Consider the following 25,170-nt stretch of genomic DNA (forward strand, 5'->3'; position numbering starts at 1 on the left):
GGGTCTTCCCCGAGCGGGCGCCGTGCGTCTGTGCGCGTCTGCGTTCGTCGATGGAAAGCCGCCACACAACAGGAGAATTCCGGCATCGAGGGGTAGTGAATGGAGCAAATCCGTTCCCAGAACGGTCAGTTGTGGTGCTGAATGGGAAGTGCGGGGATACGCAACGGCGCACGCCCCGCTCAGCGAGAGGGGTGCGCCACCGGCGGCTGAGAGGGGTTTGTTCGTGCATGCTTTCCCACACGGCACCACAGCGACACCGACCGCGATCGCAGTACCGCCATCGCTCCGTCTCCCGGTGATCGAGACGGCATTTCCCCGGCAACTGCACCCGTATTGGCCCAGGCTCCAGCAGACAACGCGCACCTGGCTGCTGGAAAAACGGCTCATGCCGGCGGACAAGGTCACGGAATATGCCGATGGCCTGTGCTACACGGACCTCATGGCGGGCTACTACCTGGGCGCCCCCGACGAGGTCATGCAGGCGATAGCGGACTACAGCGCGTGGTTCTTCGTCTGGGACGACCGGCACGACCGGGACATCGTCCACGGCCGTGCCGGCGCCTGGCGGCGGCTGCGCGGTCGGCTGCACACGGCACTCGACTCACCCGGGGACCACCTGCACCACGAGGACACGCTGGTGGCCGGGTTCGCCGACAGTGTGCGGCGGCTCTACGCCTTCCTGCCGGCCACCTGGAACGCCCGGTTCGCCCGGCACTTCCACGCGGTGATCGAGGCGTACGACCGGGAATTCCACAACCGCACCCGCGGAATCGTGCCCGGCGTCGAGGAGTACCTCGAACTGCGCCGGCTCACCTTCGCGCACTGGATCTGGACCGACCTGCTGGAGCCGAGTTCCGGCTGCGAACTCCCCGACGCCGTACGGAAACACCCGGCATATCACCGGGCGGCGCTGCTGAGTCAGGAATTCGCCGCCTGGTACAACGACCTCTGCTCACTGCCCAAGGAATTAGCGGGCGACGAGGTCCACAATCTCGGAATCAGTCTCATCACCCACCATTCACTCACCCTGGAAGAAGCAATCGAAGAAGTCCGGCGACGCGTCGAGGACTGCATCACCGAATTCCTCGCCGTGGAGCAGGACGCCTTGCGGTTCGCCGACGAACTCGCCGACGGAACCGTACGCGGAAAGGAACTGAGCGGCGCCGTACGGGCCAACGTCGGCAATATGCGGAACTGGTTCAGTTCCGTCTACTGGTTCCACCACGAGTCCGGCCGCTACATGGTCGACAGCTGGGACGACCGGTCCACGCCCCCGTACGTCAACAACGAAGCGGCAGGTGAGAAATGACCGTCGAGTCCGTCAACCCCGAGACGCAGGCACCGGTTGCGCCGGAACTGCGCGAACCGCCCGTCGCGGGCGGCGGCGTACCGCTGCTCGGCCACGGCTGGAGGCTGGCCCGCGACCCGCTGGCCTTCATGTCCCAGCTGCGCGACCACGGCGACATCGTGCGCATCAAGCTCGGCCCGAAGACCGTCTACGCGGTCACGAACCCGGAGCTGACCGGCGCCCTCGCCCTGAGCCCGGACTACCACATAGCCGGCCCGCTGTGGGAGTCGCTGGAGGGCCTGCTCGGCAAGGAGGGCGTGGCGACCGCCAACGGCCCGCTCCACCGGCGCCAGCGGCGCACCATCCAGCCTGCGTTCCGGCTCGACGCCATCCCCGCCTACGGGCCGATCATGGAGGAGGAGGCGCACGCGCTCACCGAGCGCTGGCAGCCGGGCCGGACCGTCGACGCCACCTCCGAGTCCTTCCGGGTCGCCGTGCGCGTCGCGGCCCGCTGCCTGCTGCGCGGGCAGTACATGGACGAGCGGGCCGAGCGGCTGTGCGTCGCGCTCGCCACCGTCTTCCGCGGCATGTACCGGCGCATGGTGGTCCCGCTCGGACCGCTGTACCGGCTGCCGCTTCCGGCCAACCGCCAATTCAACGACGCGTTGGCCGATCTGCATCTGCTGGTCGACGAGATCATCGCCGAGCGCCGCGCATCCGGTCAAAAGCCGGACGATTTGCTCACGGCATTGCTGGAGGCGAAGGACGACAATGGCGACCCGATCGGGGAACAGGAGATCCACGACCAGGTGGTCGCGATACTCACCCCCGGCAGTGAAACCATCGCCTCCACGATCATGTGGTTGCTCCAGGCACTTGCCGACCATCCGGAACATGCCGACCGCATACGCGACGAAGTCGAAGCGGTCACCGGTGGGCGTCCCGTGGCATTCGAGGACGTCCGCAGCCTCACGCACACCGGCAATGTCATCGTGGAAGCGATGCGTTTGCGCCCCGCCGTATGGGTATTGACGCGGCGCGCGGTGGCCGAGAGCGAACTCGGTGGCTATCGCATTCCGGCCGGTGCGGACATCATCTACAGCCCGTACGCAATCCAACGCGATCCGAAGTCGTACGACGACAACCTGGAGTTCGACCCCGACCGGTGGCTTCCGGAACGCGCGAAGAATGTGCCGAAATACGCCATGAAGCCGTTCAGTGCGGGCAAGCGTAAGTGCCCCAGCGATCACTTCTCGATGGCGCAACTCACGCTGATCACGGCCGCGCTCGCCACCAAGTACCGCTTCGAACAGGTGGCGGGCTCCAACGACGCGGTCCGGGTCGGCATCACGCTGCGCCCGCACGACCTGCTGGTCAGGCCCGTGGCGCGGTGACCCGACGGGGACGGATCAGGCGGCGGCCCGAGGGCCCCGGAACGTGCGCCGGTAGGCGTGCGGGGTGGTGCCCAGGGCCCGGGTGAACTGGTGCCTCAGGGCCGCCGCCGTGCCGAAACCGGTGCGCCAGGCGATCGTGTCCATCGTCTCGTCCGTCGCCTCGAGGAGATGCTGCGCCAGCAGCACGCGCTGGCGCAGGATCCAGCGGTAGGGGGTCGTCCCCGTCTCCTGCTGGAAGCGGCGGGCGAAGGTGCGCGGGGACATGTGCGCCCGGGCCGCCAGCTGCTCGACGGTGACCTCCTCGTCGAGGTGCTGTTCCATCCAGGCCAGCACCTCGCCGACGGTGTCGCAGGAGGAGCGCGGCAGCGGGCGTTCGATGTACTGCGCCTGCCCGCCGTCCCGGTGCGGCGGCACCACCATGCGCCGGGCGATCCGGTTGGCGACCTCCGGCCCCTGCTCCTTGCGCACGATGTGCAGGCAGGCGTCGATGCCGGCGGCGGTCCCGGCGGAGGTGATCACCGGGTCCTCGTCGACGTAGAGCACGTCCGGCGCCACCTCGGCCCGCGGGTACTGCCGGGCCAGCTCGGCCGCGTGGTGCCAGTGCACCGCGCACCTGCGCCCGTCCAGCAGCCCGGCGGCGCCCAGCACGAAGGCGCCGGAGCACACGCTCAGCACGCGCGTGCCCCGGTCCGTCGCCCTGCGCAGGGCGTCCAGCAGCTCGGGCGGGTACTCCCGGCGGACGAAGTCGCTGCCCGCCGGCACCGCGATCAGGTCGGCCTCCTCCAGCCGCTCCAGACCGTACGGCGTCGAGACGGTCAGCCCGCCGACGTGGGTGCCCAGCGTGGGGCCCTCCGCCGAGACCACCGCGAAGTCGTACCCGGGCAGGCCCTCGTCGCTCCGGTCGATGCCGAAGACCTCGCAGATCACGCCGAGTTCGAAGGGGTGCGCGCCGTCGAGCAGGACGGCGGCCACGTTCCGCAACATGCCGCCAGTGTGCCTCGTCAGTGGCAGGAAATCGAGGCCCTACGGCAGTCCTGCCACTGACGGTAAGGAGCATCCGACGCGACAGTGGTGTCATGACCGGAAACCAGATAGAAGGCCTTGTCGGAATGCTCGCGACGCTCGGGCTCCTCGTCCTCATGATCCTCCCCTCGGTGATCGGCATCGTGCGCGAGCGGCGCATCGACCGCCAGATCAGGGAGGCCCAGGAGGAGAGGGGCCGGGGAAAGGAGACTCAGAAGTCCTCGGACAGGTCGACGGTGCCCTCCACCGCCACCTGGTACGCCGAGGGACGCCGCTCGAAGAAGTTGGTCAACTCCTGAACACCCTGCAGCTCCATGAAGGAGAAGGGGTTCTCGGAGCCGTAGACCGGGGCGAATCCGAGGCGAGTCAGGCGCTGGTCGGCCACGCACTCCAGGTACTGCCGCATGGAGTCGGTGTTCATGCCCGGGAGGCCGTCACCGCACAGGTCGCGCGCGAACTGCAGCTCGGCCTCGACGGCCTCCCGCAGCATGTCGGTGACCTGCTCCCGGAGCTGGTCGTCGAACAGCTCCGGCTCCTCCTTGCGCACGGTGTCGACGACGTCGAACGCGAAGGACATGTGCATGGTCTCGTCCCGGAACACCCAGTTGGTGCCGGTGGCCAGGCCGTGCAGCAGGCCCCGGCTGCGGAACCAGTAGACGTAGGCGAAGGCGCCGTAGAAGAACAGGCCCTCGATGCACGCCGCGAAGCAGATCAGGTTCAGCAGGAAACGGCGGCGGTCGGCCTTGGTCTCCAGGCGGTCGATCGACTCGACCGAGTCCATCCACCTGAAGCAGAACTCGGCCTTCTCCCGGATGGACGGGATGTTCTCCACGGCCGCGAAGGCCGCGGCGCGGTCCTCCGGGTCGGGCAGGTAGGTGTCCAGCAGCGTCAGGTAGAACTGGACGTGGACGGCCTCCTCGAAGAGCTGGCGGCTCAGGTACAGCCGCGCCTCGGGGGAGTTGATGTGCTTGTAGAGGGTCAGCACCAGGTTGTTCGCGACGATCGAGTCGCCGGTGGCGAAGAAGGCCACCAGCCGGCCGATCAGGTGCTGCTCCATGGGGCTGAGCTTCGCGAGGTCGGCGACGTCCGAGTGGAGGTCGACCTCCTCCACGTGCCAGGTGTTCTTGATGGCGTCCCGGTAGCGCTCGTAGAAGTCCGGGTAGCGCATGGGGCGCAGGGTCAGCTCGAAGCCCGGGTCGAGCAGGTTCTTGGTGGTGGCGTTCGCGGGGGTCTCGGTGGTCATTACTGGCAGGCCTCGCAGGACTCGGGGTTTTCCAGGGAGCAGGCGACCGCTTCGGGGTCCGGGGCCGCCTGGACGGCGGCGGTGGCGGCTCGGGCCGCGGCGCGGGCGATCCGGGTCGCCGGGCGCGAGCGCAGGTAGTACGTGGTCTTCAGGCCCTGCTTCCAGGCGTACGCGTACATCGAGGAGAGCTTCCCGATGGTCGGCGTCTCCAGGAACAGGTTCAGCGACTGGGCCTGGTCGAGGTACGGGGTGCGGGCGGCGGCCATGTCGATCAGGCCGCGCTGCGGGATCTCCCAGGCGGTGCGGTACAGCGCGCGCACGTCCTCGGGGATCCAGGAGAAGCCCTGCACCGAGCCGTTCGCCTCGCGCAGCGCCTCACGGGTGCGGGCGTCCCACACGCCGAGCCGCTTGAGGTCGTCCACCAGATACGAGTTGACCTGGAGGAACTCCCCGGACAGCGTCTCGCGCTTGAAGAGGTTGGACACCTGCGGCTCGATGCACTCGTAGACACCGGCGATGGAGGCGATGGTCGCGGTCGGCGCGATGGCCAGGAGCAGGGAGTTGCGCAGCCCGGTCGTCGCCATCCGCGTGCGCAGCGCGGCCCAGCGCTCCGGCCAGGCGGGCGTCACGTCGTAGTGGTCCGGGTGCAGTACCCCCTGGGCCGTACGGGTCTTCTCCCAGGCCGGGGCGGGGCCGCCGCGTTCGGCGAGGTCGGCGGAGGTCTCGTAGGCGGCGAGCATGATCCGCTCGGCGATCCGGGTGGACAGGGCCTTCGCCTCGGGGGAGTCGAAGGGCAGGCGGAGCTGGAAGAAGACGTCCTGGAGGCCCATCGCGCCGAGGCCGACCGGACGCCAGCGGGCGTTGGAGCGGGCCGCCTGCTCGGTCGGGTAGAAGTTGATGTCGACGACCCGGTCCAGGAAGGTGACGGCGGTGCGGACGGTGGCGTCCAGGCGCGCCCAGTCCATGTCGCCGCTCGCGGGGTCGGCGAAGGCGCCGAGGTTGACCGAGCCCAGGTTGCAGACCGCCGTCTCCCCGTCGTCGGTGACCTCCAGGATCTCCGTGCAGAGGTTGGAGGAGTGGACGACGTGGCCGGGGGTCGCGGTCTGGTTCGCGGTGCGGTTGGCGGTGTCCTTGAAGGTCATCCAGCCGTTGCCGGTCTGCGCGAGGGTGCGCATCATGCGGCCGTACAGCTCACGGGCGGGCAGCGACTTGCGGGCGAGCCCCGCTTCCTCGGCCCTGCGGTAGGCCGCGTCGAACTCCTCGCCCCACAGGTCGGTCAGCTCCGGCACGTCGGCGGGGGAGAACAGCGACCAGGTCCCGTCGGCGTCCACCCGGCGCATGAACTCGTCCGGGACCCAGTGCGCGAGGTTCAGGTTGTGCGTACGGCGGGCGTCCTCGCCGGTGTTGTCCCGCAGCTCCAGGAACTCCTCGACGTCCGCGTGCCAGGTCTCCAGGTAGACCGCCGCGGCGCCCTTGCGGCGGCCGCCCTGGTTCACGGCGGCGACCGAGGCGTCCAGCGTCTTCAGGAACGGGACGATGCCGTTGGAGTGTCCGTTGGTGCCGCGGATCAGCGAACCCCGGGCGCGGACGCGGGAGTAGGCGATGCCGATGCCGCCGGCGTGCTTGGAGAGGCGGGCGACCTGGTGGAGGCGGTCGTAGAGGGAGTCCAGCTCGTCCTTGGGGGAGTCCAGGAGGTAGCAGGACGACATCTGGGCGTGCCGGGTGCCGGAGTTGAAGAGGGTGGGGGAGGAGGGGAGGTAGTCCAGGCGGCTCATCAGGCCGTACAGGGCGGCGACCTCGTCCACCGCGCGGTCCGTGTCGTCCTCGGCGAGTCCGGCGGCGACCCGCAGCAGGAAGTGCTGGGGCGTCTCGACGGGCTTGCGGGTGATGGGGTGCCGGAGCAGGTAGCGGCTGTAGAGGGTGCGCAGCCCGAAGTAGCCGAAGCGGTCGTCGGCGTCCGGGTCGATCAGCGCGTCCAGGCGGGCCGCGTGCAGCCGGACGAACGCGGCGGTGCGGTCGGCGATCAGGCCCTCGCGGTGGCCGGTGGCGACCGAGTCGGTGAAGGCGGCGACGCCCTGGGAGGCGGCCTCGGCGCGGATGCCGATGGTCAGCAGCCGGGCGGCCAGCCGGGAGTAGACCGGGTCCTCGGAGATCAGACCGGCCGCCGCCTCCGTGGCCAGCTCGCGCAGCTCGGCCTCGTCGGCATGGGCGGACCGGCCCCGCAGCGCGGCGGCGGCCACCCGGCCGGGGTCGGCGCCCTGGAGGTCGGCGGTCAGCCCGGTCAGGGTCCGCAGCAGGGCGGCACCGGGTCCGTCGGGTTCCCCGGTCGCCGTCACCGGGGTCGCTGAAGCCGGATCGGCTGGCGCGATGGTCACGTGGAGCACTCCCTCGCTCGGCACGGGGCCTGGCGGAGGGCAGGGGGCTCACGAGCGCGCACGGCGTCGCGTCCACCGGCCCATTCCACGAGGCCCGGACGTCATGGCACCCGGGCCAAGGCGGCCGGGCGCACTGTCGGCAGGTCCTCGGACTGGACAGGCGTGCGCGCACGTGAAGACGTACGGATGCACGCAAGTACACCGTTGCGGGACAGTTCCGGATTCGCACCGGATTCCCCTGCGGCGACAGCGAGCACGAGCATACATCTTGTGCCGGGTGACGCGAGCACCCCCAGATGTTGTGTCCGGACGGCGCGTCAGGTGTCGCTCTGGGCTGGCGTCAGAGCGTCAGCCCGTAGGCGAGCAGCATGATGTCGTCCAGCTCCGGCAGGGGGTTCCAGTCGCGGGCGGGGGTGCGGCAAAAGCCCAGGCGTTCGTAGAGGCGGTGGGCGGTGTGCATGGCGCGCTGGGTCGACAGCACGACGCCCGCGCAGTCCGGCACGGACCGGGCGCGGTCGACGCAGGCCCGCACGAGGGCCTCGCCGGCCCCGCGGCCGCGTGCCTCGCGGGCGACGGCGAGCATGCGTATCTCGGCCTCGCCGGGACGCGCGATGTCCGCCATGGGGCCGCCGGACGGCACGAAGGTCACGCCGCCGAGCACCTGGGCGCCCGCCGCGGCGACCAGCACCTCGGCGGCCGCGGCCCGCTTGGCCACGTCGCGCAGCTCCTCCAGGTAGGAGTCGCTCGCCCCGAAGTCGAGGAGGTTGTCGCCCAAGTAGGCCTGCGCGGTGATCTCGCCGAGGGTGTCGTACTCCTCGGCGCTCGCCCGCCGGATCACGAAGTCCATGACGCCGAGTGTGCCCGACGGGTACGACAACGGGCCGCCGGATTTCTCCGACGGCCCGCTGACGTGGCGCCGCTAGTGCGAGCTGCCCGCCGTGGCCGGCGGCAGTTCCACCTGGACGCCGGGGTCGCCGGCGTCCGCCGTGTAGTCGCTCGGCTTGGTCTCGTCGACGCCGTCGGGCGCCTTGGCCGCCCTCAGGACGAAGGTCAGGACCACGGTGACCAGGACGTTCAGCACGAAGGCGGTGAGACCGATGTAGCCGATCTCGCCGATGCCGGGGATCTCGTCGGAGGAGCCGCCGAAGTGCTTCTGGGTCGGCGAGGCGACACCGTAGGCGGCGACCGTGCCGTAGACCATGCCGACCGCCCAGCCGCCGAGCAGCGCCCAGCGGTGGAACCAGCGGGTGAACAGGCCGCCGACCAGGGCCGGGAAGGTCTGCAGGATCCAGATGCCGCCCAGCAGCTGGAAGTTGATCGCGACCGTCTTGTCCATGCCCAGGACGAAGACCAGCGCGCCCACCTTCACCAGCAGCGACACCAGCTTGGAGACCTTCGTCTCCTGCGCCGGGGTGGCGTCGGGCTTGATGAAGTCCTTGTAGATGTTGCGGGTGAACAGGTTCGCGGCCGCGATCGACATGATCGCCGCCGGGACCAGGGCGCCGATGCCGATCGCCGCGAAGGCCACGCCCGCGAACCAGTCCGGGAACATGGTCTCGAACAGCTGCGGGATCGCCAGCTGGCCGTTCTCCACCTTGACCCCGGCCGCGATCGCCATGAAGCCGAGCAGCGCGAGCAGGCCCAGCATCAGTGAGTACAGCGGCAGGATCGTGGTGTTGCGGCGGATCACCTCACGGCTGCGCGAGGACAGCGTGGCGGTGATCGAGTGCGGATACATGAAGAGCGCGAGCGCCGAACCGAGCGCCAGGGTCGCGTACGTCCACTGGCCGCCCGCGTTCGGTACCACTCCGCCCGCGCCCGTCTCGGTGAACTTGTCGCTCGCCGACGCGAAGATGTCGTCGAACCCGCCCAGCTTGATGGGGATGTAGATGATCGCCACCGCGATGACGATGTAGATCAGCGTGTCCTTCACGAACGCGATCAGCGCGGGCGCGCGCAGCCCCGACGAGTACGTGTACGCCGCGAGCACGCCGAAGGCGATCAGCAGCGGCAGGTCCTTGATGAACCAGTTGGTGTCCTCGCCGCCGCCGACGCCCATCACGTCGAGCACGGCCTGGATGCCGACCAGCTGGAGCGCGATGTACGGCATGGTCGCCAGGATGCCGGTGACGGCCACCGCCAGCGACAGGCCCTTGGAGCCGAACCGGCCGCGCACGAAGTCCGAGGTCGTCACGTAGCCGTGCTTGTGCGAGACCGACCACAGGCGGGGCAGGAAGGTGAAGATCAGCGGGTAGACCAGGATCGTGTACGGCACCGCGAAGAAGCCGGACGCGCCCGCCGCGTAGATCGCCGCGGGGACGGCCACGAAGGTGTACGCCGTGTACAGGTCGCCGCCGAGCAGGAACCAGGTGACCCAGGTGCCGAACGAGCGGCCGCCGAGGCCCCACTCGTCGAGGCTGTTCTCGTTCTCGGCCCGGCGCCAGCGGGCGGCCAGGAAGCCCATGGCGGTGACGAGGACGAAGAAGAAGATGAAGACGGCGAGTGCGACGCCGTTCACGCCGTCGTTCATCGCGGCTCACCGCCCTTGGGCGAGGAGGGGGCGGCGGAGTGGGCGGCGCGTCCGCGCTGGTCGCGCTGCCACAGCTTGTACGCGGTCATCGTCAGCAACGTGGAGATCAGCACCCAGGCCATCTGGTACCAGTAGAAGAACGGGATGCCGATGAAGGTCGGGTCCGTCTTCGAGTACGAACCGACCCACAGCATGGCGACGAACGGTGCGACGAGACAGAACCCGATGACGACGCGCACCGGCGTCACCACCGGCCCTGTGCTCACTTCTGTGTCTTCTGGCATGCGCGGCTCCGTCCCCTCGCTGATCACCTCGTGCAGTGCGCACGAAATGTAGGTGACGGTGTCAAGACAGCGGAAGACCTCGTCCGTATATCGGTCCTCAACTGCAACTTCGCGCCCGCGCGCGGAAAGGTATGCCGGATATGCGCCGGGGCGGGGTCTAGTCCTGGGGCCGCTTGAGGCGGGCCACGAACTTGTAGCGGTCGCCCCGGTACACCGAGCGCACCCACTCCACCGGCTGACCGGTGCGGTCCTGCGAGTGCCGGGAGAGCATCAGCATGGGCAGACCCACGTCGGTGCCGAGCAGACCGGCCTCGCGCGGGGTGGCCAGGGAGGTCTCGATGGTCTCCTCGGCCTCGGCGAGATGGACGTCGTAGACCTCGGCGAGCGCGGTGTAGAGGGACGTGTACTTCACCAGGGAGCGGCGCAGGGCCGGGAAGCGCTTGGCGCTGAGGTGGGTGGTCTCGATCGCCATCGGTTCGCCGTTGGCCATGCGCAGCCGCTCGATGCGCAGCACCCGGCCGCCGGCCGTGATGTCCAGCAGTCCGGCGAGGCGGTCGTCGGCGGTGATGTAGCCGATGTCCAGCAGCTGCGAGGTGGGTTCGAGCCCCTGGGCCCGCATGTCCTCGGTGTACGAGGTGAGTTGCAGCGCCTGCGACACCTTGGGCTTGGCGACGAAGGTGCCCTTGCCCTGGATGCGCTCCAGGCGGCCCTCGACGACCAGCTCCTGAAGGGCCTGGCGCACGGTGGTGCGCGAGGTGTCGAACTCGGCGGCGAGGGTGCGCTCGGGCGGGACCGGGGTGCCCGGTGTCTGGGTCCGGGTCATGTCGAGCAGATGCTTCTTCAGACGGTAGTACTTGGGCACGCGCGCGGTACGGACGGTCGCCCCACCCTCGTTCTCCGCACTGCTGACGTCGGTGCTCATGCTCTGCCTTCCCGGCTCCGGTGCCGAAGCGACCGCTATCCCTGTCGGCCACGGCTCACATCGTGGCACGGCTTGGTGCCGGGATGGCCCCCGCACGCTCCGTGATCCCCTCTGTATACCCGCGGGAACACCCTTGGTCTAGTCCACAGGCCGGTCAGACACCGCTGGTACGCGCGTTCGCAGCCGTCCCCGCACGTCATTCGGTGGGGGGTGGTACACCCGGTCCCGGTCCGCCCGATCTGTCGCTTGCGCAATGAAAGGTCCCTGCATATCTCGGTCCCATCACGGACGCGGGGCCTGGGTTTGAACACCCTTGACAGGCCTATTGGTCTGGGCCAAGCTCCCCGTACTGGTCTACACCATTGGTCCAGGTCCCGGCCCCATGGGCGGTCCGCGTCGACGAGCAACCGCGGGGAGGCAGGGGGGTTGTGTGGCATCCCTGAGGAGGGTTGGCGTGAAGCGCAAGCTTATAGCCGCGATCGGTATCGCGGGCATGATGGTCTCGATCGCCGCGTGCGGGGGCGACAGCGACGACGACGGCAAGAAGGCCGGCGCCGACGGCTACGCCGGTGAGACGCTCACCGTGTGGGTGATGGACGGCTCCTCGCCGGACGACTGGCAGGCGGACCTCGCCAAGGACTTCGAGGCGAAGACCAAGGCCAAGGTCAAGTTCGAGATCCAGAAGTGGAACGGCATCCAGCAGAAGCTGACCACCGCCCTCTCCGAGGAGAACCCGCCCGACGTCTTCGAGATCGGCAACACCCAGACCCCCGCCTACGCCAAGACCGGCGGCCTCGCGGACCTGAGCGACCTCAAGAGCGAGATCGGCACCGACTGGTCCGAGTCCCTCAACAAGTCCGCCGTCTTCGACGGCAAGCAGTACGCGGCCCCGTGGTTCGTGGTCAACCGCGTCGTCGTCTACAACAAGAAGATCTGGGCGGACGCGGGCATCAAGGAACTGCCCAAGACCCGCGACGACTTCTACAACGACCTCAAGACGATCGGCGAGAAGACCGACGCCGAGCCGATCTACCTGCCCGGCCAGAACTGGTACCACTTCGTGGGCCTGGTCATCGGCGAGGGCGGTGAGCTGGTCAAGAAGGACGGCGACAAGTACGTCTCCAACCTGTCCGACCCGAAGGTCGCCGCCGCCACCGAGACCTACAAGAAGTTCCAGGCGCTCTCCAAGGCGCCCAAGGACAAGGACGAGGCCACCCCGCAGCAGGGCGAGATCTTCGCCAAGGGCAAGACCGGCGCCTTCATCGGCATGGGCTGGGAGGGCGCCACGGCGATCACCACCAACCCGGCGATCGAGAAGGACCTCGGCTACTTCACCATCCCGGGCCCCACGGCGGACAAGCCCGAGGGCGTCTTCCTCGGCGGCTCCAACCTGGCCGTCGCCGCGGGCAGCAAGAAGCAGGACCTCGCCAAGGAGTTCCTGAAGCTCGCGCTCTCCGACAAGTACGAGGGCGCGCTGGCCAAGGCCAACGGCGTCATCCCGAACAAGGAGGCGCTGCAGAGCAACCTGAAGGGCAACGCCGCCGCCGAGGCCGCCGCCCCGGCCGCCGGTACCGGTGACACCACCCCGCTGATCCCGGAGTGGGCCGCGGTCGAGAACGAGCCGAACCCGATCAAGACGTACCTGACGGCCGTCATGAAGGGGAAGTCCCCGGCCGAGGCCGCCAAGCAGGTCGAGGGCGAGTTCAACAAGCGCCTGGCACAGCAGCAGTAGCACCGGGTGAGCCGGGGCGGGGGCTGCGACACGACGGCCCCCGCCCCGGCGTCGAGGTGAACAGGTCGAGAAGAGAGAGACCGCGAGCATGACCGTGCAGACCGAACGGCCGCCCTCAGGCCCGTCGGACGTCCGCAAGGCGGACGGTGGGGGAACCGGCGGGCCGAGAGCGAGAGTTGCGTCGCGCGTCGGCGCGCTGACCCCGTATCTGCTGCTGCTGCCCGCCGCCGCGGCCACCGTGCTGCTGCTCGGCTGGCCGCTGCTGAAGGACGGCCTGCTGTCCTTCCAGAACCTCAACATGGCGCAGCTGATCCAGCACGTCACCGAGTGGACCGGCTTCGACAACTACAAGGAGGTCCTCACCGGCGAGGACTTCTGGCGCGTCACCCTCCGCTCCATCATCTTCACCGCGGTCAACGTCATCCTCACCGTGGTGCTGGGCGGTCTGATCGGCCTGTTGCTCGCCCGCCTCGGCAGGGCGATGCGGTTCGTGCTGATGATGGGCCTGGTCCTGGCGTGGGCCATGCCGGTGGTCGCCGCGACCACCGTCTACCAGTGGCTCTTCGCCCAGCGCTTCGGCGTCGTCAACTGGGTGCTCGACAAGCTCGGCTGGCACTCCATGGCCGACTTCAGCTGGACCGGCAGCCAGTTCTCGACCTTCTTCGTCGTCACCGTGCTGATCGTGTGGATGTCCGTCCCGTTCGTCGCGATCAACCTGTACGCGGCGACCACCACGATCCCCGGCGAGCTGTACGAGGCCGCCGCCCTCGACGGGGCCGGCGCGTGGCGCAGCTTCACCTCGGTCACCCTGCCGTTCCTGCGTCCGTTCCTCTACGCGACGACGTTCCTGGAGGTCATCTGGATCTTCAAGGCGTTCGTGCAGGTCTACACGTTCAACGGCGGCGGGCCCGACCGTCTCACCGAGATCCTGCCCGTCTACGCCTACATCGAGGGCGTCGGCAACCAGCACTACGGCATGGGTGCGGCGATCGCGGTCCTGACCATCCTGATCCTGCTCGGCCTGACCGCGTACTACCTCAGGATCGTGCTCAAGCAAGAGGAGGACGAGCTGTGAAGCGCTCGCTCTTCGGCCGCGTGTGGCCCAACGTCACGGCCGTCGTCCTGTTCATCGGCCTCGTCTTCCCCGTCTACTGGATGTTCGCCACGGCCTTCAAGCCGGCCGGTGACATCATCTCGGAGGATCCGGTCTGGTTCCCGACCGACATCACCTTCGAGCACTTCAAGACCGCGACCGAGGCCGACCACTTCTGGACGTACGTGAGCAACTCGCTCATCGTCACCGTCTGCGCGGTCGTCTTCTCGCTGATCATCGCGCTGGCCGGTTCCTTCGCCCTGGCGCGGATGCGGTTCAAGGGACGGCGCGGCTTCATCATCGGCTTCATGCTCGCCCAGATGGCGCCCTGGGAAGTCATGGTCATCGCGATCTACATGATCGTGCGCGACGCGTCCATGCTGAACAGCCTGGTGCCGCTCACGCTCTTCTACATGATGATGATCCTGCCCTTCACCATCCTGACGCTGCGCGGCTTCGTCGCCGCCGTGCCGAGGGAGCTGGAGGAGTCCGCAATGGTCGACGGCTGCACCCGGACCCAGGCCTTCCGCCGCGTCATCCTGCCGCTGCTCGCCCCGGGCCTGATGTCCACCTCGATGTTCGGCTTCATCACCGCCTGGAACGAGCTGCCGCTCGTCCTGGTCGTCAACAAGGAGGCGGAGTCCCAGACCCTGCCGCTGTGGCTGACCAGCTTCCAGACCGTCTTCGGCGACAACTGGGGCGCGACCATGGCCGCCTCCTCCCTGTTCGCCATCCCGATCCTGATCCTCTTCGTCTACCTCCAGCGCAAGGCCGTCAGCGGCCTGGCCGCCGGTGCCGTGAAGGGATAGCACCACCGATGACGACCCTCGCGAGGGCCACCGACACCCTCACGCGCGACGCGCTCACCGTCCTCCAGCCCGGCTTCGCCGGCACCACCGCCCCCGACTGGCTGCTGCGCCGCATCGGCGAAGGGCTGGCCTCCGTCGCCCTGTTCGGGCGCAACGTCACCTCGCCCGAGCAGGTGGCGGCCCTGACCGCGCAGTTGCGCGCCGAGCGCGAGGACCTGCTGGTCGCGATCGACGAGGAGGGCGGCGACGTCACCCGGCTCGAGGTGCGCACCGGCTCCTCCTTCCCCGGCAACCACGCCCTGGGCGCGGTGGACGACGTCGGGCTCACCCGGGCGGTGGCCGCGGAACTGGGCCGCCGGCTCGCCGCCTCGGGCGTCAACTTCAACTGGGCGCCGTCCGCCGACGTGAACTCCAACCCGGACAACCCGGTGATCGGCGTGCGCGCCTTCGGCGCCGACACCGACCTGGTCGCCCGGCACACCGCGGCCTACATCACCGGGATGCAGTCCGCGGGCGTGGCCACCTGCGCCAAGCACTTCCCGGGCCACGGCGACACGGGCATCGACTCCCACCACGCCATGCCGCGCATCGACGTGGACGCCGACGTGCTCGCCGAGCGCGACCTGGTCCCGTTCCGCGCGGCCGTCGCGGCCGGCAGCCGTGCGGTGATGAGCGCCCACATCCTGGTCCCGGCCCTGGACCCGGAGCTTCCGGCAACGTTGTCCCGCCGCATCCTGACCGACCTCCTGCGGGGCGAGTTGGGCTACGACGGGCTCGTCGTCACCGACGGCATCGAGATGAAGGCCATCGCGGGCGCGTACGGCATCGAGCGGGGCACGGTCCTGGCCATCGCCGCCGGTGCCGACGCGATCTGCGTGGGCGGCGGCCTGCACGACGAGGGCACCGTACGGCGGCTGAGCGACGCGCTGGTCGAGGCGGTCCGCGCGGGCGAACTCCCCGAGGAGCGCCTGGCCGACGCGGCCGAACGCGTCCGGTCCCTGTCCCGCTGGGCCGCGGAGAACCGTCCCGGCGACGGGGCGTCGGACGCCGCCGACGGCGACGTGGGCCTGCGTGCGGCCCGCCGCGCGCTGCGCGTCACCGGCGCCCTGGCCCCCCTCGCCGAGCCGCCGTACGTCGCCGCGTTCACCCCGGTGGCGAACATCGCGGTCGGCGACGAGACGCCCTGGGGCGTGGCCGCCGAGCTGTGCCGCCTGCTGCCGGGCACCGAGACCGGCAGCTTCAACGGGGCCGACGCCGGCCGCGAGGCGCTGGCCGCGGCGGGCTCCCGCCGCATCGTCGCCGTCGTCCGTGACGAGCACCGCCACCCGTGGATGGCGGCGGCCCTGGACGTCCTCCTGGCGGCCCGCCCCGACACGATCGTCGTCGAGATGGGCGTCCCGCGTGCGGAGCCCCGCGGCGCCGCCCACCTCGCCACCCACGGCGCGGCCCGCGTCTGCGGCCGAGCGGCGGCGGAGGCCATCGCGGGCGTCTGACCAAGACCCCGCGCTACGCCGAAGGCGTCGGCCCCCGCCACGGGACCGGCGCCTTCGGCACGCGGGCGGCGCGGTGGCGTGGGGGCTGTGTGCGTGGGGGCGTGTGCGTAGGGGGCGTGGGCCCGGGACGCACGAAGGCGCCGGGTCCCCGTGGGGATCCGGCGCCTTTCGCACGCGGGTGTCCGTCCCGCGAGAATGCGCACGCGGGGAAGGGACGGGTCAGATGCCCTGCCAGTCCGGCTTGTGGGCGTAGGTGTGCCGGAAGTAGTCGGCGAGCTTCAGCTTGGACGCGGCGGCCTCGTCGACGACGACCGTGGCGTGCGGGTGCAACTGCAGCGCGGAGGCCGGGCACACGGCGGCGACCGGGCCCTCGACGCTCGCGGCGACCGCGTCGGCCTTGCCCTCGCCGGTGGCGAGCAGCACCACGTGCCGGGCCTCCAGGATGGTGCCGATGCCCTGGGTGATCACGTGGTGCGGCACCTGCTCGATGTCGCCGTCGAAGAAGCGCGCGTTGTCGACCCGAGTCTGCTCGGTCAGGGTCTTGATCCGCGTCCGCGAGGCGAGCGAGGAGCACGGCTCGTTGAAACCGATGTGCCCGTCGGTGCCGATGCCCAGCAACTGGAGGTCGACCCCGCCGGCGCCGCCGAGCGCCCGGTCGTAGTCCTCGCACGCCGCCTGCACGTCCGCGGCCGTCCCGTCGGGGCCCATGAACGCGTCCATGCCGATGCCCAGCGGTTCGAGCACCTCGCGCCGCAGCACCGAGCGGTACGACTCCGGGTGCTCCGCGGGCAGCCCCACGTACTCGTCGAGCTGGGCGATCCGCGCCCGCGCGGTGTCCACGGCACCCGAGCGCACCTTGTCCGCCAGCGCCTCGTACACGGGCAGCGGCGTCGAGCCGGTGGCCACACCGAGCAGGGCGTCGGGCTTGCGCCGGAGCAGCTGTGCCATGGCTTCGGCTATGAGTTCGCCGCCCGCCTTGGCATCGGGAACGATGACAACTTCCACGCTGGCCTGCCGTTTCGAAGAGAGGACTCACCCGGGGCCCGGGACTGGCTATGTGGTTTAGACCAATCTAACAGAGCAGGCCCCCGCGGTCGCGCTGAAACGGTCGGACGAGTGGTGGTGCGCCGAGCGTGGTGTCAGGTCAGTGAACCTCCCGTGGCGTCCACCCAGCTTCCCGTGACCCATCGGCCCCCGTGCGAGGCGAGGAACGCGACGACGTCGGCCACCTCGGCGGTCGAACCCACCCCACCCAGCGCGGAGAGTGCCGCGGCCCGCTCCCAGCCGTCCGCGCTCCCGTGCAGCAACTCGGCCGTGTTGTCCGTGTCGATGATGCCGGGCGCCACCGAGTTCACCGTGATGCCGCGGGCGCCCAGCACCTTGGAGAGGTCGCGCGAGAAGACGTCCAGCGCGCCCTTCGTCATCGCGTACGCCATGTTGTCCGGCATCGCGGCCGTACGCGCCAGTCCCGACGAGATGTTGACGACCCGGCCGCCGTCGCGCAGCCGGCTCATGCCGTGCTTGAGGATGAAGAACGGCGCCTTCACGTTGACCGTGAAAACCGCGTCGTACTCCGCCTCTCCTATCTCCCCGATGGGGCGGGTGCTGCCGATCCCCGCGTTGTTCACCAGGATGTCCAGGCCGTCGGCGTGTCTGTCGAACTCCTCCCAGAGTGCCTCGGCGGCGCCCGGAGCGGCCAGGTCGGCCTCGACCGTGAACGCCGAGCCGCCCGCGGCCTCGATCGCGGCGACCGTCTCGCGCGCCGCCGCCGCGTTCCTCCCGTAGTGCACCCCGACCCGCGCGCCGTCGCGGCCCAGCCGCTCCGCGATGCCCCGCCCGATGCCCCTGCTCGCCCCCGTGACGAGTGCCGTCCTGCCCGCAAGCGTGCTCATCCCGACGCCCCCTTCGCATTCACTAGTGGTCGCTACAAAAATGACCGTACAGCAGCCGGGCGGACTTTTTCTAGTGGCCGCTATAAAATGCACTCCATGGTGAGCGGTGAGAAGAGTGAACGGTCCGGGGGGTCCGCCCGGAGCGGTGCGGCCAGGACCCGCGGCCGTCCGCGCTCCTTCGACCGGGCGACGGCGCTGGAGGCCGCGCTGCTGGCGTTCTGGGAGCACGGCTACGAGGCCACGTCCGTCTCCGACCTGACCCGGGTCATGGACATCGGCGCCCCGAGCCTCTATGCCGCCTTCGGCGACAAGCGCTCGCTCTTCGAGGAGGTCGTCCAGGAGTACGGCGTGCGGTACGGCTCCTTCGGCGACCGTGCCCTCGCCGAGGAGCCGACCGCGCGCGCGGGTATAGAGAGGATGCTGCGCGAGGCCGCCGCCGAGTACACGGCCCCCGGCCGGCCGCCCGGCTGCCTCGTCATCCACGCGGCCGCCAACTGCTCGACCGCCGAGGTCGAGGAGTCCCTGCGGGAGCGGCGCAACGCCAACATCGCCGCCATAGAGCGCCGGATCGGCGCCGACGTGGAGGCGGGCGTACTGCCGCCGGACACCGACGCCGCCGCCCTCGCCCGGTACACCGGGGCGATGATCCAGGGCATGTCCCAGCAGGCGCGCGACGGCGCGAGCCGGACGGAGCTGGAGGCGCTCGCGGAAATTGCCCTGACGGTCTGGCCCCGAGGCTGAGCCATCAGGGTTAGGCTTCTGGCGGCTGCCCGGACGCGTGGTGCGGTCGGCAGAAGTCACCAACAACAAACAACGTCCACCGCATGGACACGGTTAGTGGTCTAGTCCACAATGGTCAGCGAGGCACCGACCGTGTCGCCAGCGCAAGGTGATCGTCAGGCTTCCGTCCTCCCCGCACAGGAGGACGGACCGAGGAACCGGAGCTCTCTGCCCTGACTGCCCCGGCTCCTCATCCTTCGGCCGACCGGGACCGCACACCCCACGGCCGATGTTGCTCCGGGCTGCGGTGCCGGGAGGGTTGAGGGTCCCTCCCAGGCGCCGCGGCCCGCGGGTGTTTCCGGGGTCATCCGGGCCCTGTCCGGGAGCGGGGGAGCAGTGCGGAGCGGCTGGCTTCGATCACTGTCCGTACCGCCAGGTACGCTCAGCCCCGTGCCCTCCATGAACGAACTCGTACGCCAGCACACCGCGCTCGACGACAGCGACCTCGAGTGGCTCCATCTGCTGGTCTCGGAGTGGCAGCTTCTCTCCGACCTCTCCTTCGCCGACCTGGTCCTGTGGGTCCCCACCCGGGACGGCACGCGCTACGTCTCCGTCGCCCAGATGCGGCCCAACACGGGACCCACCTCGTACCAGGACGACATGGTCGGCCACCTCGTCCCGCGCGGCCGGCGCCCCATGCTGGACGCCGCCCTGGACGAGGGCCGCATCGTGCGCGAGGGCGACCCCGAGTGGCGCGAGGAGGTCCCGGTCCGCGTCGAGTCCATCCCCGTACGCCGCCAGGGCCGCGTCCTCGGGGTCATCGCCCGCAACACCAACCTGCTCACCGTGCGCACCCCGAGCCGCCTGGAGCTGACCTATCTGCAGAGCGCCTCGGACCTCGCCCAGATGATCGCGGCCGGTGCCTTCCCGTTCGAGAACCAGCAGGTCGACATGGACGCCTCGCCCCGCGTCGGCGACGGCCTGATCAGGGTCGACGGCGACGGCATCGTCCAGTACGCCTCCCCGAACGCCCTGTCGGCCTACCACCGCATGGGGCTCGCCGCCGACCTGGTGGGGCATCACCTCGGCCGCACCACCGCCGAACTCGCCCCCTCCCGCGGCCCGGTGGACGAGGCGCTCGCCAAGGTCGCCAGCGGCTGGGCGCCGCGCGAGTTCGAGATCGAGGCGCACGACGGGGTGATCCAGTTCCGTGCCATCCCGCTCAAGCCCAAGGGCACCCGCATCGGTTCGCTCGTACTCCTGCGCGACGTGACGGAACTGCGCCGCCGCGAGCGCGAGTTGATCACCAAGGACGCCACCATCCGGGAGATCCACCACCGGGTGAAGAACAACCTCCAGACCGTGGCGGCCCTGTTGCGCCTGCAGGCCCGGCGCATCGAGTCCGACCGGGGCCGCGAGGCGCTGGAGGAGGCCGTCCGCCGGGTGGGCTCGATCGCGATCGTGCATGAGACGCTCTCCCAGAACCTGGACGAGCGCGTGGAGTTCGACGAGATCGCCGACCGCGTGCTCGCGATGGTGGCGGAGATCTCACCGGGCAAGGTCACCGGCCGGCGCACCGGACGCTTCGGCATCCTCGACGCCGAGGTCGCCACCCCGCTGTCCATGGTCCTGACCGAGGTGCTGCAGAACGCCCTGGAGCACGGCTTCCGGGACGGCGACACCGGCACGGTCGAGGTCTCCGCGGTGCGCGGCGGCACGACCAAGGAGGCCCGGCTGCTGGTCACCGTCCAGGACGACGGCGTCGGCCTGCCCGAGGACTTCGACCCGCACCGCTCCGGCAATCTCGGTCTGCAGATCGTCCGCACCCTGGTGGAGGGCGAGCTGGGCGGCACCTTCGACATGGTCCCCGCCTCGGAGCGCGGCACCCGCGTGATCCTCGACATCCCGGTGCCCGCCGAGAAGTAAGGCGCACACGCGACACGGAGCGTGGGGGCGCGCGGGCGCGAGGGCCTGCGCGAGGGCGTGGGCACAGCAAAAAGCCCCGGACCTGTGAAGGTCCGAGGCCAGTGCTCGTGCGATACATCGTCCGATGCGCATCGGGGGTACTGCGCGCTGCGGCTCGGGAGCGGGGGATGCGTACTCGCTGTACGCGCCGCCAAGCTGAGGCTGTCAGTAGGGGTGGGTTGTCAGGCGGAGGCCTGACGAGCCCGGTTGCGGGCGGCACGGCGCTTCATTGCGCGGCGCTCGTCCTCGCTGAGACCACCCCAGACGCCGGAGTCCTGGCCGGACTCGAGCGCCCACTGCAGGCACTGCTCCATGACGGGGCAGCGACGGCAGACGGCCTTGGCTTCCTCGATCTGCAGCAGCGCGGGACCGGTGTTGCCGATGGGGAAGAAGAGCTCGGGGTCTTCCTCGCGGCAAACGGCGCGGTGACGCCAGTCCATGGCTGCTACCTCTCCTTGGTATTACATGCTGGGATGCTTGTGAATGTGAACGCTTTCACGAATCCCTCAACAAGGGAAGGGCCTAGCGCCAGGTTCCCTGGCGTGGTCCTGTGGTTTGAAGAGGGGTTCCGGTGATCTGTGGATGCCGGTCCTGCGGGCTGTCCCGATCGCCAAGAAGAGACTCGCAAACCTCGGCGGCGGATACAACCCCTTCCGGAAAGTTTTTTTTGATTCTTCGGTGTCGACTAGGTCACAGCCGTACTTCCATGGGGTGGACCCTGGTCTAAACGTTCGAGTGAAAGGACTTTCGCCCCTTCTGCTCACACAATCACACGCAGTGCACGGCGTACGCCTGTGAACGTCACGCTGGTTCGCAACCCCAGGTGGTCACCGTCCATCTGAAGGGGCAGAGGCACCTTCGAATGCAAGGTGAAGTCGGTCAGATCATGCAGGGAGACCGCGTGCCGACCGCGCGGCCCGCGCTCGGGGGACGAAGTGAGCAACTGGGTGCCATACCGGGCAACGGCGGCCGTCGACAGCCGGCTGAGCCCGAAGACGTCGAGCGCGGTGTCGAACGACGCCTCGGGGGAGGCGTAGATCGGGCGGTTGCCGAGGAACGTCCACGGGCAGGTGTTCGAAACTATGGAGAGCACGAGACCGGTGACCGGGTCCTCGCCCGCCCGCTCCAGGGTGATCGTCCCGCTGCGGCGGTGCGGTTCGCCGAAGAGCTGGCGCACCACCTGGCGGACGTAGAGGGCGTGCGTCGACTTCTTGCCGCGCTCGCGGTGCTGCTCGACGCGGCCCACCACACCGGCGTCGAAGCCGAGACCGGCGTTGAAGGTGAACCAGCGGGCCGGGACCGCCTCGTCCTCCGAGCCCGGCGTACCCGACGCCAGGCCCAGACCGACGGTCCGCTCGCGGCCCTCGCGCAGGGCGTCCAGCAGGGCGCCGGTGGCCTCCACCGCGTGGTTGGGCAGACCGAGGGCGCGGGCGAAGACGTTGGTCGAACCGCCGGGGACCACCGCAAGACCGGGCAGGTGCTCGGGGTCGGGTCCCGCGTGCAGCAGACCGTTGACGACCTCGTTCACCGTGCCGTCGCCGCCGAGGGCCACCACCAGGTCGACGTCGTCGCTCTGCGCCGCCTGCCGGCCGAGGTCGCGCGCGTGGCCGCGGTACTCGGTGGTGACCGCTTCCAGCTTCATCTCGCTCGCGAGCGCGTGGATCAGCACGTCGCGCGTGCGCGCGCTCGTGGTGGTTGCCGCCGGATTGACCACGAGAAGTGCACGCATGCTGTGCAGGGTACCTACTGGGTGGTACTCGGCCCAGACCGAGGTGAAGAACCCCACCGGCTCCCCGTGCGCGTGATACGCCCGACACCCGGGCGGGCGCGCGGATGCCGAGGGCTACCCTTCAGGGGTGAGCAGTGAGCAGACCCCCGCACCCACTTCCGCAGCCGCCGAAGCCGAAGAGGCGGGCCCCCGCCCCGGACGGCTGACCGCCGCGGCCGCCCTTGCCGCACTGGAGGGCCTGGCGCTGGTCGTCGGCGGGGTCTGGATGCTCGTAGAGGGCCTCACCGGGCACCCCGACGACCGGACCTCGGCCGTCACCGGCGGTGTCACCCTGATCGTCCTGGCGCTGCTGCCGCTGCTTGCCGCCCGTGGACTGCTCGGCCGGAAGGGCTGGAGCCGGGGACCCGCCGTGATCACGCAGATCATGGCGCTGCCCGTCGCCTACACCATGGTGCGGGCCGACAGCCTGGCCGTCCCGGCGGGCATCGTGCTCGCGGTGGTGGCTGTCGCCGGGCTGGTGCTGCTCGTCAATCCCACCGCCACCGAGGCCCTGGGCATCCGGGGACCCGGCAGCGCCGGGAAGTAGCTCCGGGCGCCCGACGACGGCGCCCAGGTGGTGCCCGGCCCGGCGGCTACTCCTCGACCAGCAGCTTCTCCCGCAGCTGTGCCAGCGTGCGGGCCAGCAGCCGGGAGACGTGCATCTGCGAGATCCCGACCTCCTGCGCGATCTGGGACTGGGTCATGTTGCCGAAGAAGCGCAGGAGGAGGATGCGCTTCTCGCGCGGGGGCAGGTCCTCGAGGAGTGGCTTGAGCGACTCCCGGTACTCGACCCCTTCGAGGGCCTCGTCCTCGGCGCCGAGGGTGTCGGCGACCGCCGGGGACTCGTCGTCGGTGTCCGGGACGTCCAGGGACAGCGTGGAGTACGCGTTGGCCGACTCCAGGCCCTCCAGGACCTCCTCCTCCGAGATCGCCAGCTTCTCGGCCAGCTCGTGGACCGTGGGGGAGCGGCCGTGCAGCTGGGAGAGCTCCGCCGTGGCCGTCGTCAGGGCCAGCCGCAGCTCCTGGAGCCGGCGCGGGACGCGCACCGCCCAGCCCTTGTCCCGGAAGTGCCGCTTGATCTCGCCGACGACCGTCGGGGTCGCGTAGGTGGAGAACTCCACCCCGCGGTCCGGGTCGAAGCGGTCCACCGACTTGATCAGTCCGATGGTGGCGACCTGGGTGAGGTCGTCCAGGGGCTCACCGCGGTTGCGGAAGCGGCGCGCGAGGTGCTCGACCAGCGGCAGATGCATGCGGACCAGCCGATTGCGCAGCTCCGCGTACTCCGGGCTGTCCTTCGTCAGCGTGCGCAGCTCGGCGAACAGGAGGCGCGCACCACTGCGGTCCTGCGGGTCGTGCCGGGTGCCCTGCGCGCCCCGTGCGCCGGGCGCGTGGCCCTCGGAGTGTCGCTCGTGCTCGCTCATCGTCCCGCCCGTTGCCCTTTCCCGAGCCCTCGCCTCCGCTCGGACGGGCCGGACGGGGGTCTCCCCGGTCCGCTGCCCGTCGCCCGGAGCGACGGCCTCGGGCGAGGTCTCGTCCTCCGGATGCGGCCGGGCCTGCTCGGGGATGCCGTCGATGCCGTCCGCCGTGCGTCGCGCCTCGTTCGGAGAACGTGTGCCCTCGGCCGGCAGCTCCCGTGTACCGCGCTCTTCGTCCCGCACCGGCCCGTCCCCGTCCCTCACGCCGGCCCGGGTCCCGCGCCGCGCTGTTTGTAGAGGCTGATCGAAACGGTTTTGTCCTCGTCCACGGCGGAGGAGACCTTGCCCGCGAGGGCGGAGAGCACCGTCCAGGCGAAGGTGTCCCGCGAGGGGGCGTGGCCGTCCGTGGTCGGCGCCGAGACGGTGACTTCGAGAGAGTCGTCGACGAGGCGGAAGACACAACTGAGCACCGAGCCGGGCACGGCCTGCTGAAGCAGGATCGCGCAGGCCTCGTCGACTGCGATGCGCAGGTCCTCGATCTCGTCGAGGGTGAAGTCCAAACGAGCTGCGAGGCCGGCCGTCGCCGTACGCAGCACCGACAGGTAGGCACCCGCGGCCGGCAGCCGGACTTCGACGAAGTCCTGGGTCGCGGGCTCGCCTGCGATCTGGGACACCCTCACCTCCAAGGTGGTACAAGCGTTACAGGGCCGAGGGACGCCCCTCGGGATAACGCGATACATGGTTCAGCGGTGACGTTATCGCGCTCCGAAGTTTCCTGTCCCCGAGACCCCAACCCCATGCTGTCACTCATAGTAAACACGCGAACACGCACAGTGGCTAGGGGGTGGGCGGGCCCAAATCGGAAGAGCGCGCGCCGGGTTGACGTACCCAGACGTCAGACGGTCGAACCGTCCCGGGCAGAGGTCACACGAGGACGTGGTCGACGAAGCACCAGCGCCAGCTCTCCCCGGGCTCGAAGGTCCGCATCACCGGGTGACCGGTCTCCTTGTGATGCGCCGTCGCGTGCTGCCTCGGCGAGGAGTCGCAGCAGCCGACATGGCCGCAGCTGAGACACAGCCTCAGCTGCACCGGGTCCGTGCCTTCTGCCAGGCACTCCGGGCAGGTCTCGCCGCACGGCTCGGGTTCCGGGTGCGGCAGCGCGTCGGCGTGCGTGCACTGTTTCATGATTGCCAGGTTACGACGGGCGTGCGGGTGACCGCGCGG

The 25,170-nt window shown here is 70.0% G+C and carries 24 protein-coding genes and 1 riboswitch; of the genes, 10 read left to right on the forward strand and 14 right to left on the reverse strand.

Features of this window, described 5'->3' with window-relative positions:
• Positions 1-223: 223 nt before the first annotated feature.
• Positions 224-1,309 (forward strand): epi-isozizaene synthase, encoded by a 1,086-nt coding sequence (cyc1, locus tag ACGH52_RS25620; RefSeq protein WP_399942647.1) that lies wholly within the window; start codon positions 224-226, stop codon positions 1,307-1,309.
• Positions 1,306-2,682 carry a cytochrome P450 gene (locus ACGH52_RS25625; RefSeq protein ID WP_059300658.1) on the forward strand — a complete coding sequence of 459 codons (1,377 nt, stop codon included), beginning with the start codon at positions 1,306-1,308 and terminating at the stop codon, positions 2,680-2,682. Before cyc1 ends, ACGH52_RS25625 begins: the two co-directional genes overlap by 4 nt.
• 15 nt (positions 2,683-2,697) lie before the next feature.
• Here ACGH52_RS25625 and ACGH52_RS25630 read toward each other — a convergent pair whose 3' ends face one another.
• Positions 2,698-3,666, reverse strand: a complete 969-nt coding sequence (locus ACGH52_RS25630) for a GlxA family transcriptional regulator (RefSeq protein ID WP_399942651.1) — start codon at positions 3,664-3,666, stop codon at positions 2,698-2,700.
• Positions 3,667-3,758: 92 nt separating this feature from the next.
• Between ACGH52_RS25630 and ACGH52_RS25635 the strand changes: the two genes are divergently transcribed.
• Complete coding sequence (locus tag ACGH52_RS25635; RefSeq protein WP_076976213.1) at positions 3,759-4,004, forward strand: hypothetical protein; 246 nt, start codon at positions 3,759-3,761, stop codon at positions 4,002-4,004.
• Here the strand turns inward: ACGH52_RS25635 and ACGH52_RS25640 are convergent.
• The 6 genes from ACGH52_RS25640 to ACGH52_RS25665 all read right to left on the reverse strand — a co-directional run bounded on the left by ACGH52_RS25640 (position 3,917) and on the right by ACGH52_RS25665 (position 11,059).
• Positions 3,917-4,948, reverse strand: coding sequence for a ribonucleotide-diphosphate reductase subunit beta (locus ACGH52_RS25640; protein ID WP_059300656.1), 1,032 nt, complete (start codon positions 4,946-4,948; stop codon positions 3,917-3,919). The genes ACGH52_RS25635 and ACGH52_RS25640 overlap by 88 nt on opposite strands.
• Positions 4,948-7,323 carry a ribonucleoside-diphosphate reductase subunit alpha gene (locus ACGH52_RS25645; RefSeq protein WP_399942655.1) on the reverse strand — a complete coding sequence of 792 codons (2,376 nt, stop codon included), beginning with the start codon at positions 7,321-7,323 and terminating at the stop codon, positions 4,948-4,950. The genes ACGH52_RS25640 and ACGH52_RS25645 overlap by 1 nt, the downstream gene beginning before the upstream one ends.
• A gap of 120 nt (positions 7,324-7,443) precedes the next feature.
• Positions 7,444-7,603, reverse strand: a riboswitch (cobalamin riboswitch).
• A 60-nt stretch (positions 7,604-7,663) separates the two neighbouring features.
• A complete protein-coding gene (locus tag ACGH52_RS25650; RefSeq protein ID WP_399942658.1) occupies positions 7,664-8,170 on the reverse strand; it encodes a GNAT family N-acetyltransferase in 507 nt (168 codons plus the stop codon).
• Between the two features lie 72 nt (positions 8,171-8,242).
• Positions 8,243-9,853 (reverse strand): monocarboxylate uptake permease MctP, encoded by a 1,611-nt coding sequence (gene mctP, locus ACGH52_RS25655; RefSeq protein ID WP_171987382.1) that lies wholly within the window; start codon positions 9,851-9,853, stop codon positions 8,243-8,245.
• The gene (locus ACGH52_RS25660; protein WP_193777723.1) at positions 9,850-10,137 is read right to left on the reverse strand and encodes a DUF3311 domain-containing protein; all 288 of its coding nucleotides are present in this window, start codon (positions 10,135-10,137) and stop codon (positions 9,850-9,852) included. The genes mctP and ACGH52_RS25660 overlap by 4 nt, the downstream gene beginning before the upstream one ends.
• A 157-nt stretch (positions 10,138-10,294) precedes the next feature.
• The gene (locus ACGH52_RS25665) at positions 10,295-11,059 is read right to left on the reverse strand and encodes a GntR family transcriptional regulator (RefSeq protein WP_003973740.1); all 765 of its coding nucleotides are present in this window, start codon (positions 11,057-11,059) and stop codon (positions 10,295-10,297) included.
• Between the two features lie 454 nt (positions 11,060-11,513).
• On the opposite strand from ACGH52_RS25665, the gene dasA reads away from it, so the two are divergent.
• From dasA to ACGH52_RS25685, 4 genes are all read left to right on the forward strand, one after another.
• The gene (gene dasA, locus ACGH52_RS25670) at positions 11,514-12,791 is read left to right on the forward strand and encodes a N,N'-diacetylchitobiose ABC transporter substrate-binding protein DasA (protein WP_059300652.1); all 1,278 of its coding nucleotides are present in this window, start codon (positions 11,514-11,516) and stop codon (positions 12,789-12,791) included.
• Between the two features lie 88 nt (positions 12,792-12,879).
• On the forward strand, positions 12,880-13,866 hold the full coding sequence (locus ACGH52_RS25675) for a carbohydrate ABC transporter permease (protein ID WP_059300651.1): 987 nt from the start codon (positions 12,880-12,882) through the stop codon (positions 13,864-13,866).
• Complete coding sequence (locus tag ACGH52_RS25680; RefSeq protein WP_059300650.1) at positions 13,863-14,693, forward strand: carbohydrate ABC transporter permease; 831 nt, start codon at positions 13,863-13,865, stop codon at positions 14,691-14,693. Before ACGH52_RS25675 ends, ACGH52_RS25680 begins: the two co-directional genes overlap by 4 nt.
• 8 nt (positions 14,694-14,701) lie before the next feature.
• A complete protein-coding gene (locus ACGH52_RS25685; RefSeq protein WP_059300649.1) occupies positions 14,702-16,186 on the forward strand; it encodes a glycoside hydrolase family 3 protein in 1,485 nt (494 codons plus the stop codon).
• Positions 16,187-16,405: 219 nt separating this feature from the next.
• Here the strand turns inward: ACGH52_RS25685 and nagB are convergent, their stop codons facing one another.
• Positions 16,406-17,191 carry a glucosamine-6-phosphate deaminase gene (nagB, locus tag ACGH52_RS25690; RefSeq protein WP_121701455.1) on the reverse strand — a complete coding sequence of 262 codons (786 nt, stop codon included), beginning with the start codon at positions 17,189-17,191 and terminating at the stop codon, positions 16,406-16,408.
• Between the two features lie 134 nt (positions 17,192-17,325).
• Positions 17,326-18,078 (reverse strand): SDR family oxidoreductase, encoded by a 753-nt coding sequence (locus ACGH52_RS25695; protein ID WP_076976219.1) that lies wholly within the window; start codon positions 18,076-18,078, stop codon positions 17,326-17,328.
• Between the two features lie 96 nt (positions 18,079-18,174).
• Between ACGH52_RS25695 and ACGH52_RS25700 the strand changes: the two genes are divergently transcribed.
• Together ACGH52_RS25700 and ACGH52_RS25705 are read left to right on the forward strand one after the other, a co-directional pair.
• A complete protein-coding gene (locus ACGH52_RS25700) occupies positions 18,175-18,819 on the forward strand; it encodes a TetR/AcrR family transcriptional regulator (RefSeq protein ID WP_059300761.1) in 645 nt (214 codons plus the stop codon).
• Positions 18,820-19,257: 438 nt separating this feature from the next.
• A complete protein-coding gene (locus ACGH52_RS25705; RefSeq protein WP_059300646.1) occupies positions 19,258-20,724 on the forward strand; it encodes a sensor histidine kinase in 1,467 nt (488 codons plus the stop codon).
• Between the two features lie 221 nt (positions 20,725-20,945).
• Here the strand turns inward: ACGH52_RS25705 and ACGH52_RS25710 are convergent, their stop codons facing one another.
• Together ACGH52_RS25710 and ACGH52_RS25715 are read right to left on the reverse strand one after the other, a co-directional pair.
• Positions 20,946-21,203: a WhiB family transcriptional regulator gene (locus ACGH52_RS25710; protein WP_003973730.1), complete on the reverse strand. Its 258-nt coding sequence runs from the start codon at positions 21,201-21,203 to the stop codon at positions 20,946-20,948.
• A gap of 320 nt (positions 21,204-21,523) precedes the next feature.
• Complete coding sequence (locus ACGH52_RS25715; RefSeq protein ID WP_121701457.1) at positions 21,524-22,492, reverse strand: diacylglycerol kinase family protein; 969 nt, start codon at positions 22,490-22,492, stop codon at positions 21,524-21,526.
• Between the two features lie 127 nt (positions 22,493-22,619).
• Here ACGH52_RS25715 and ACGH52_RS25720 point away from each other — a divergent pair, with 127 nt between their 5' ends.
• Positions 22,620-23,078, forward strand: a complete 459-nt coding sequence (locus ACGH52_RS25720; protein WP_121701454.1) for a hypothetical protein — start codon at positions 22,620-22,622, stop codon at positions 23,076-23,078.
• A 46-nt stretch (positions 23,079-23,124) separates the two neighbouring features.
• Here ACGH52_RS25720 and ACGH52_RS25725 read toward each other — a convergent pair whose 3' ends face one another.
• The 3 genes from ACGH52_RS25725 to ACGH52_RS25735 all read right to left on the reverse strand — a co-directional run bounded on the left by ACGH52_RS25725 (position 23,125) and on the right by ACGH52_RS25735 (position 25,131).
• Positions 23,125-24,210, reverse strand: a complete 1,086-nt coding sequence (locus ACGH52_RS25725) for an RNA polymerase sigma factor SigF (RefSeq protein WP_076976221.1) — start codon at positions 24,208-24,210, stop codon at positions 23,125-23,127.
• A complete protein-coding gene (locus tag ACGH52_RS25730) occupies positions 24,207-24,620 on the reverse strand; it encodes an anti-sigma regulatory factor (protein WP_004925829.1) in 414 nt (137 codons plus the stop codon). The genes ACGH52_RS25725 and ACGH52_RS25730 overlap by 4 nt, the downstream gene beginning before the upstream one ends.
• Positions 24,621-24,870: 250 nt before the next feature.
• Complete coding sequence (locus tag ACGH52_RS25735) at positions 24,871-25,131, reverse strand: UBP-type zinc finger domain-containing protein (protein WP_059300643.1); 261 nt, start codon at positions 25,129-25,131, stop codon at positions 24,871-24,873.
• Between the last annotated feature and the right edge of the window lie 39 nt (positions 25,132-25,170).

Origin of the sequence: Streptomyces sp. BBFR25 (assembly GCF_044590125.1) — a bacterium.
Taxonomy (GTDB): Bacteria; Actinomycetota; Actinomycetes; order Streptomycetales; family Streptomycetaceae; genus Streptomyces; species Streptomyces canus_D.